Below are 7,291 nucleotides of genomic sequence, written 5' to 3'. Positions count from 1 at the left end.
CTGGGGCGGCGCCTCGCCGACCCGTTTTTGGCAGGGGCTGATCGCGCCCGGTGCCGTACGCCGTCGGGGCGCCACCGGCCCCGCGCCCGCGCGGCCGCCCCGTCGACCCGCCGTCCGGGGCGGCCTGATCCCGCCCGGCGCTCCTCACCGCACGCCGCCCGGGCGCTACGGGCCCGCGCCGGCCGGCCCGTGCGGCCGCCCCGCCGCGCGGTCCGCCCGGTCATCCCGGGCCGCTGTACGGCCCCGCCGGCCGTCGGGCCGCTCCGGCCGGCCCCCGACGCGTCCGCGTCCGGCGGCGGTCCTCGGCGTCCCCGTGGCCGATTCCGAACGGCGCCCGGCGGCACGGGTGGGCGGGGTCGGCGGGCCTGCCGGTCGACGCGGATCGGGGCGGATCGGGGCGGCCGAGGGCGGCAGGCCGGTCCCCGTTCCGGTGGCGGCCCGCGGGTGAGGAACCCCTGGCGGAACCGGTCCAGCATGCGTCCGGAGGCGGGGTCTTCGCGCGTAACCCCCGGGCGATTTGGACCAGTTGCGCGGCGTTCCGGCGCACCTGTCCCGACGCGGGTGTGTCCGCCCCTTGATGACCGCCGTCCGAATAACGGAACTCCCAGCTCAGCATCACAGTTGCGCATCCATTCCCCGGGAGCTCTGGCGATTCGTCGCCATGGCCATGAAAACTCCCCGCAAGGGTGTGCGCTACGCACCCTTTTGCACGACGGACAGGTCAAGCCGCTACCGCGGCATGTGCGGCCCGGCTACCGCCGGTTGAGAGGGGTCCCTGCCAGATGACGGCACCATTGCACGAGCCGACCGCCGAGGCGGCCCCGAGCGCGGCCGTGGAAGCGGCCGCTGCCAGCAGCGGGACGAAGGCCGTCCAGGGACGTTCCCTCGGACGGATCGCCTGGGAGCGCCTGAAGCGGGACAAGCTGGCACTGTTCGGCGGCGTCGTCGTGGTGTTGCTGGTGCTCGTGGCGGTCTTCGCCCCGCTGATCACCAGCCTGGTCGGACAGGACCCGGACCTGCGGCACGAGGAGCTGATCGACCCGCTGTTCGGTACGCCCGTCGGTTCGCTCGGCGGCGTGAGCGGCGACCACTGGTTCGGCGTCGAGCCGGTCAGCGGCCGCGACATCTTCGCCCGCATCGTCCACGGCGCCCGGGTCTCGCTCCTCGTCGGCTTCGCCTCCGCGCTGGTCGCCGTGGTGCTGGGCACCGTCCTCGGTATCCTGGCCGGCTTCTTCGGCGGCTGGGTCGACGCACTCATCAGCCGCGTGATGGACGGTCTGCTGGCCTTCCCGCAGCTGCTCTTCACGATCGCCCTGGTCTCCGTGATGCCCAACGACCTGCTGGGTCTCAGCGGCTCCGGCGTCCGGGTGTTCGTGATGATCCTGGTCATCGGTTTCTTCGGCTGGCCCTACGTCGGTCGCGTGGTGCGCGGCCAGACGCTCTCCATGCGGGAGCGCGAGTACGTCGAGGCGGCCCGTTCGCTGGGTGCCGGGCGGCTCTACATCCTGTTCAAGGAGCTGCTGCCGAACCTGGTGGCGCCGATCATCGTGTACACGACGATGATGATCCCCACCAACATCCTCACCGAGGCGGCCCTCAGCTTCCTGGGCGTGGGCGTGAAGCCGCCCACCTCGTCCTGGGGCCAGATGCTCTCCAGCGCGATCAGCTACTACCAGTCGGACCCCATGTACATGGTGGTTCCCGGTCTGGCGATCTTCATCACCGTCCTTGCCTTCAACCTCTTCGGCGACGGCGTCCGCGACGCCCTCGACCCGAAGGGTTCGCGCTGAGGTACCGAACCCACTGAGCGTCCCGTGGCTCAAGCACACGGGATCTTTCATCAATCCGGAGGATCCGAGATCGTGACTACCCACACCACAGGGCGGCGGAAGCGGGCTCTCGCCGCTGCCGCCGTGGTCGCGGCGCTGCTGTCCACGGCGGCGTGCGGCGGCGGAAGCGACAGCACCGACAAGGCCGGCGGCACCGCCAAGGCCGCGGGCTTCGACGCCGCGAACAACAAGGTCGCCCAGGCCGAACTGGTCGCCAAGGGCGGCGAGCTGAAGTTCGCGGGCGCCCAGGACGCCGACTCGTGGGACACCACGCGTGGCTACTACGGCTTCATGTGGAACTTCGCCCGGTACTACTCCCGCACGCTGGTGACCAACACGCCGGCCCCGGGTGCCGAGGGCGCGGGCATCACGCCGGACCTGGCGACCGCCGCCGCTGAGATCAGCGACGACGGCAAGACCTACAAGTACACCCTCCGGGACGGGGTGACCTGGGAGGATGGCAAGCCCATCACCTCCAAGGACATCAAGTACGGCATCGAGCGCATCTGGGCGCAGGACGTGCTGTCGGGTGGCCCGGTCTACCTGAAGGACGTCCTCGACCCCAAGGGCGAGTACGAGGGCCCGTACAAGGACAAGGACCCGGAGAAGCTCGGCCTCAAGGCGATCGAGACTCCGGACGACAAGACGATCATCTTCAAGCTGCCGGAGGCCAACTCCGACTTCGAGGAGATGCTCGCCATGGTCTCGGCGTCCCCGGTCCGCGCGGACAAGGACACCAAGGCCCAGTACCAGCTGCACCCGTTCTCCTCCGGCCCGTACAAGTTCGAGTCGTACGAGCCCGGCAAGAAGCTGGTCCTGGTCCGCAACGACAAGTGGTCGCAGGAGTCCGACCCGGTCCGCAAGGCCTACCCGGACAAGGTCTCGGTGACGTTCTTCTCGGACGCCAACGACATGGACCAGCGCCTGATCAACGGTGACTACCACCTGGACGTCAACCAGACCGGTATGTCCCCGCAGGGCCGCCAGACCGCGCTGCAGGAGCACAAGGGCAACCTGGACAACCCGGTCTCGGGTTACATCCGCTACGCCGTCTTCCCGCAGTCCGTGGCGCCGTTCGACGACGAGCACTGCCGCAAGGCCGTGATCTACGGCGCCGACCACGAGTCGCTGCAGACCGCCCGCGGTGGCCCGATCGCCGGTGGCGACATCGGCACCAACATGCTCCCGCCGTCGGTGCCCGGCGCCGAGGGCCAGAAGTACGACCCCTTCGAGCTCGCCGGTGCGAACAAGAAGGGCAACGCGGAGAAGGCCAAGGAGGAGCTCGAGGCCTGCGGCAAGCCCGACGGCTTCAAGACCCGCATCGCGGTCCGCAACAACAAGCCGGTCGAGGTCGCGACCGCCGAGTCGCTGCAGGCGTCGCTGAAGAAGGTCGGCATCGAGGCCGAGATCGACCAGTACGACGGCTCGCAGACCTCCTCCATCATCGGTAGCCCCGAGAACGTGAAGAAGAAGGGCTACGGCATCATCATCATGGGCTGGGGCCCGGACTTCCCGTCCGTCCAGGGCTACGGTCTGCCGCTGTGGCACAGCGACTACATCCTCGAGAGCGGTAACAACAACTACGCGCTGATCGAGGACAAGGAGGTCGACGGCCTCTTCGACGACTACGTCAAGGAGCTCGACGACGCCAAGAAGGCGGAGATCTCCACCCAGATCAACCACAAGGTCATGGAGGGCGGCTACTACCTGCCGTTCGTCTTCGAGAAGTTCATCAACTGGCGCTCCCCGGAGCTGGCCAACGTGTACACCTCGGACGGCTACAGCGGCATGTACGACTTCGTCAACCTGGGCCTGAAGAAGTAAACCCCTCCGGCACACCCGCCGTACGGCACGAAAGGCAGGTGAAGGCCGGCGCGGCGTGACCGCGGGCCGACCGGGGGACGAACTCCCGCCGCTCACAAGGCGGCTGGGGAACGTCCCCCGGCCCGGCCCGCCGTCCGCGGCGGGCCGAGAGCTGTGCTCGCTTACCTCATCAGGCGGCTCATAGCCGCCGCAGTGATGCTGGTGGTCATCATCGTGGTGGTCTTCGGCATCTTCTTCCTGATCCCCAAGTGGGCCGGCATCGATCCCGCGGCCAACTTCGTGGGCAAGCAGGCGGACCCCGCGGCCATCGAAGCCGTGCGGCAGAAGCTCGGCCTGGCCGAGCCGATCCACTCCCAGGTCTGGGAGTTCTTCAAGGGCATCTTCGCCGGCCGCACGTACGTGGGCGGCGGCGACGTCACCAACTGCGCGGCTCCCTGCTTCGGTTACTCCTTCCGTACCGAGCAGGAGATCTTCCCCGTCCTGATGGACCGCTTCCCGGTGACGCTGGCCCTCGCGCTGGGCGCCGCGCTGCTGTGGCTGCTCCTCGGCGTCTCCGCCGGTGTGCTCTCCGCCCTCAAGCGGGGAAGCATCTGGGACCGCGGCGCCATGGTCATCGCCCTCGGCGGCGTCTCTCTGCCCATCTACTTCACCGGCATGGTGGCGGCGGCGATCTTCATCTACGGACTCGGCTGGATCGACGGCCAGTTCGTGCCGCTGGAGGAGAGCTTCACCGGGTGGCTGGGCGGCCTGATCCTGCCCTGGATCACCCTGGCCTTCCTCTACGCGGCCATGTACGCCCGGATCACCCGCGCCACCATGCTGGAGGTCCTCGGCGAGGACTACATCCGCACGGCGCGCGCCAAGGGCCTGGCCGAGAAGACCGTGATCGGCAAGCACGCCATGCGTTCCGCCATGACGCCGGTGCTGACCATGCTGGGCATGGACATCGGTGCCCTCATCGGCGGCGCGATCCTCACCGAGACCACCTTCAACCTGCCCGGGCTGGGCCAGGCCGTCCTCCAGGCGATCCGCACCCAGGACCTGCCCGTCATCCTGGGCGTCGTGCTGATCACCTCCATCGCGGTGATCGTCGCCAACCTCGTGGTGGACGTCCTCTACTCCGCGATCGACCCCCGGGTGAGGCTCGCATGACCGACATCAGCAAGAACGCCGGCTCCACGAACGCACCCGGCACGGCCGTGGGCGAGCCGGTCCTGGGCCGCCCGGCCGGCGGCGGCGAGGCCTTCCTCGACGTCCGTGACCTCAAGGTGCACTTCCCCACCGACGACGGCCTGGTCAAGTCCGTCGACGGGCTCAGCTTCCAGCTCGAGCGGGGCAAGACCCTCGGCATCGTGGGCGAGTCGGGTTCCGGCAAGTCGGTCACCTCGCTCGGCATCATGGGCCTGCACACCGCCGGTCAGTACGGCAAGCGCAAGGCCCGGATATCCGGCGAGATCTGGCTGAACGGCACCGAGCTCCTCTCCGCCGACCCCGACCACGTGCGCAAGCTGCGCGGCCGGGACATGGCGATGATCTTCCAGGACCCGCTCTCCGCGCTGCACCCGTATTACACGATCGGGCAGCAGATCGTGGAGGCGTACCGCATCCACCACGACGTGGACAAGAAGACGGCGAAGCGCCGCGCGGTCGAGATGCTCGACCGCGTGGGCATCCCGCAGCCGGACAAGCGGGTGGACAGCTACCCGCACGAGTTCTCCGGTGGCATGCGCCAGCGCGCCATGATCGCGATGTCCCTGGTCAACAACCCCGAGCTGCTGATCGCCGACGAGCCGACGACCGCCCTGGACGTGACCGTCCAGGCGCAGATCCTCGACCTCATCCGCGACCTCCAGAAGGAGTTCGGCTCCGCGGTCATCGTCATCACCCACGACCTGGGCGTCGTCGCCGAACTCGCCGACGACATCCTGGTGATGTATGGCGGCCGCTGCGTCGAGCGCGGTCCGGCCGAGAAGGTCTTCTACGAGCCCCGTCACCCCTACACCTGGGGTCTGCTCGGCTCGATGCCGCGGCTGGACCGCGAGCAGCAGGAGCGTCTCGTCCCGGTCAAGGGCTCCCCGCCGTCGCTGATCAACCTCCCGTCCGGCTGCGCCTTCAACCCGCGCTGCCCGTACGCGGACATCCCGAAGGACGACGTCACCCGCACGGTCCGGCCGGAGCTGACCGAGGTCGGCAGCCGTCACTGGGCCGCCTGCCACATGAGCCAGGAGCAGCGGGAGCGTATCTGGACCGAAGAGATTGCGCCGAAGCTGTGAGCGAGAACCGAGAGAACCGTACGGGCCCCGTGGGTTCCGGGGAGACCGCCGACGGCGAGATCCTGCTGAAGGTCACCGGGCTCCAGAAGCACTTCCCGATCCGCAGCGGCCTGCTGAAGCGGCAGACCGGGGCGGTCCGCGCCGTCGACGGCCTGGACTTCGAGGTCCGCCGGGGCGAGACGCTGGGCGTCGTCGGCGAGTCCGGCTGCGGCAAGTCGACCATGGGCCGGCTGATCACCCGCCTGCTGGAGCCGACCGGCGGCACGGTCGAGTTCGAGGGCAAGGACATCACCCACCTCGGCGTGGGCGGCATGCGCCCGCTCCGGCGTGACGTGCAGATGATCTTCCAGGACCCGTACTCGTCGCTGAACCCGCGCCACACCATCGGCACGATCGTCGGCGCCCCCTTCAAGCTCCAGGGCGTCACGCCCGAGGGCGGTGTGAAGAAGGAGGTCCAGCGGCTGCTGGAGGTCGTGGGCCTCAACCCGGAGCACTACAACCGCTACCCGCACGAGTTCTCCGGCGGCCAGCGCCAGCGCATCGGCATCGCCCGCGCGCTCGCGCTCAAGCCGAAGCTGGTCGTCGCGGACGAGCCGGTCTCCGCGCTCGACGTGTCCATCCAGGCACAGGTGGTCAACCTGCTGGACGACCTCCAGCAGGAGCTCGGGCTCACCTACGTGATCATCGCGCACGACCTGTCGGTGGTCCGGCACGTCTCCGACCGGATCGCGGTGATGTACCTCGGCAAGATCGTCGAGCTGGCGGACCGGAACTCGCTGTACCGGTCGCCGATGCACCCGTACACCAAGGCGCTGATGTCGGCGGTGCCGATCCCGGACCCGTCGCGCAAGTCGGCGAAGAGCGAGCGGATCCTGCTCCAGGGCGACGTCCCCTCGCCGATCGCCCCGCCGAGCGGCTGCCGGTTCCACACCCGGTGCTGGAAGGCGACCGAGGTGTGCCGCACGACCGAGCCGCCGCTGCTGGAGCTGCGGCCCGGGCAGCGGGTGGCGTGCCACCACCCGGAGAACTTCGAGGACCAGGCGCCGCAGGACACCGTGCTGCTCTCCGGGGCCAAGGAGGCGGCCGAGCTGGTGCCGGACGCCGTCCTGGAGGAGTCCACCTCGGCCGCGGTCGTGGCCGAGCGGGAATCCGGCACGGAACCGGGCCAGGACGAGGGCCCGGACGCGGACCCGGACGAGGGCTCCGAGGGGTCCGCCGGGGGCTCCGAGGGCTCCGGCGAAGGGTCCGGCGAGGCTGTCACCAAGGAGTGACTCCCGACGGTCGAGGGGGCGGTGTCCAACGGGGCGCCGCCCCCTCGTCTGTCGACGTGACGCATTGAACTCCAGGCATCTCGCATGCTGGACC

5 protein-coding genes are annotated in these 7,291 nt (G+C 69.4%); all 5 read left to right on the top strand.

Annotated elements, in window-relative coordinates; translation table 11 throughout:
• Positions 1-782 precede the first annotated feature (782 nt).
• Positions 783-1,790, top strand: coding sequence for an ABC transporter permease (locus GBN72_RS08695; RefSeq protein WP_151771134.1), 1,008 nt, complete (start codon positions 783-785; stop codon positions 1,788-1,790).
• Between the two features lie 72 nt (positions 1,791-1,862).
• A complete protein-coding gene (locus tag GBN72_RS08690) occupies positions 1,863-3,653 on the top strand; it encodes an ABC transporter substrate-binding protein (protein WP_164540509.1) in 1,791 nt (596 codons plus the stop codon).
• Between the two features lie 153 nt (positions 3,654-3,806).
• The gene (locus tag GBN72_RS08685) at positions 3,807-4,805 is read left to right on the top strand and encodes an ABC transporter permease (RefSeq protein ID WP_151771133.1); all 999 of its coding nucleotides are present in this window, start codon (positions 3,807-3,809) and stop codon (positions 4,803-4,805) included.
• Positions 4,802-5,926, top strand: coding sequence for an ABC transporter ATP-binding protein (locus tag GBN72_RS08680; RefSeq protein ID WP_151771132.1), 1,125 nt, complete (start codon positions 4,802-4,804; stop codon positions 5,924-5,926). The genes GBN72_RS08685 and GBN72_RS08680 overlap by 4 nt, the downstream gene beginning before the upstream one ends.
• Positions 5,923-7,197 carry an ABC transporter ATP-binding protein gene (locus GBN72_RS08675; protein WP_151771131.1) on the top strand — a complete coding sequence of 425 codons (1,275 nt, stop codon included), beginning with the start codon at positions 5,923-5,925 and terminating at the stop codon, positions 7,195-7,197. Before GBN72_RS08680 ends, GBN72_RS08675 begins: the two co-directional genes overlap by 4 nt.
• Positions 7,198-7,291 lie beyond the last annotated feature (94 nt).

The organism is Streptomyces abyssomicinicus, from assembly GCF_008974245.1.
Lineage (GTDB): Bacteria > Actinomycetota > Actinomycetes > Streptomycetales > Streptomycetaceae > Streptomyces > Streptomyces abyssomicinicus.
This window is presented reverse-complemented; position numbering and strand designations above follow the sequence as displayed.